Origin of the sequence: Prevotellamassilia timonensis (assembly GCF_021531665.1) — a bacterium.
Taxonomy (GTDB): domain Bacteria; phylum Bacteroidota; class Bacteroidia; order Bacteroidales; family Bacteroidaceae; genus Alloprevotella.
On sequence record NZ_JADYUH010000111.1, the window covers coordinates 1 to 1,255 of the forward strand.

The following is a 1,255-nucleotide window of genomic DNA, read 5'->3' on the forward strand; positions in this document are numbered from 1 at the left end:
AAGCGTTCTTCGGATCATGGAATGATATAGATAAGTAATCTCAATTTTGCTGTTTTTTACTCAGGATAATTGGCCTGACACGCAACGGCTCCTTACATGGGAAGGAAATAATCCATATATTATCAGTTGGGCGGCGTCCCTGTGAGTGATTTGTGGTTTGTCCGTTTGAGACTTGGAAGTCCGTTCGTACTGCAAACCTCTTGGACGTCCACCGAAGGACCCTCCTTCTCCTGATGTCAAGGCCAGAATGGCCAAGGCCGTTGGAGAGAGAAACGAAATAGAATGCTCATTCGGTACCGGCAAGACCAGAAATGCGAATGGAATAATCACGTCAAAGCCAAAGTACCTCATTCCGACAATAACTATAGGCGGCACAATAGTTCATAATCTGGAAGTGATATTTGACAGCAATGAAAACGGTTCTCGTTTGGTTGACTTGAATTACTTGAAACTCTTCAAGTCAGTTACACTTGATATCAGTCATAGCACTCTTATCCTTGTCAAGTAACCATATAACATATTATTGACAAGTCCCCGTGACAGACTTGTGCTCAATTTGATTGAGAGTTAAATGCAAAAAGAAGAGAAAGTTGGAACCATAAGAGATTCTAACTTCCGCTTTATATATAGTTGCAAATTATCCAGCCTTCCCTATATATTATAACTCAAAAACTATCAGAAAGTTTATGAATTCATTGGAGAATTTGATATTCATATATAGTTTGATGCTGGAGAATTATAAGAAATGAAGTTCTGGTTTGAGCACATGTTGCAATAGTCTGCATACGAAAATCCATTTAAGTCACTTTGAGTATCAGCGCATATGTGTTTATGTCTGTTATATATATATATTACATCATTATGGCAGATTAATTCTCCTGAAGATTTGTTGTCATCAATATTTGACACATGAATGGCAACACGTTTGCCTTTTTTCTTCAATCGCTGCAAATACTTCTTGACGGCTTCATAGTTTGTTATCCCTGGGAATGCAGCCTCTATTGCTATATAGTTGTCTTTCGCTTTCTTGCACTCATCTATCATTCGATGCCAGTCTACATATTGTTCCATAATTCTATTCTAAAGAGTTCTTTTTCACATGCGCATACGCGCAAACATTATATATTATTTATCACAACAATAATTATATATCAATAGTTCGTTAAAAATTCAACATATGGTCTAACGACTATGCCGCACAGCCAAAGAGTTCTTTGAAAATGTGATTAATTAAAGTTTGATTCGGTCGGTATCG

General features: G+C 37.2%; 1 protein-coding gene. It reads right to left on the bottom strand.

What is annotated here, in order from left to right; genetic code table 11:
- Positions 1–711: 711 nt before the first annotated feature.
- Positions 712–1,071 (bottom strand): hypothetical protein, encoded by a 360-nt coding sequence (locus I6E40_RS10570; protein WP_235387222.1) that lies wholly within the window; start codon positions 1,069–1,071, stop codon positions 712–714.
- Between the last annotated feature and the right edge of the window lie 184 nt (positions 1,072–1,255).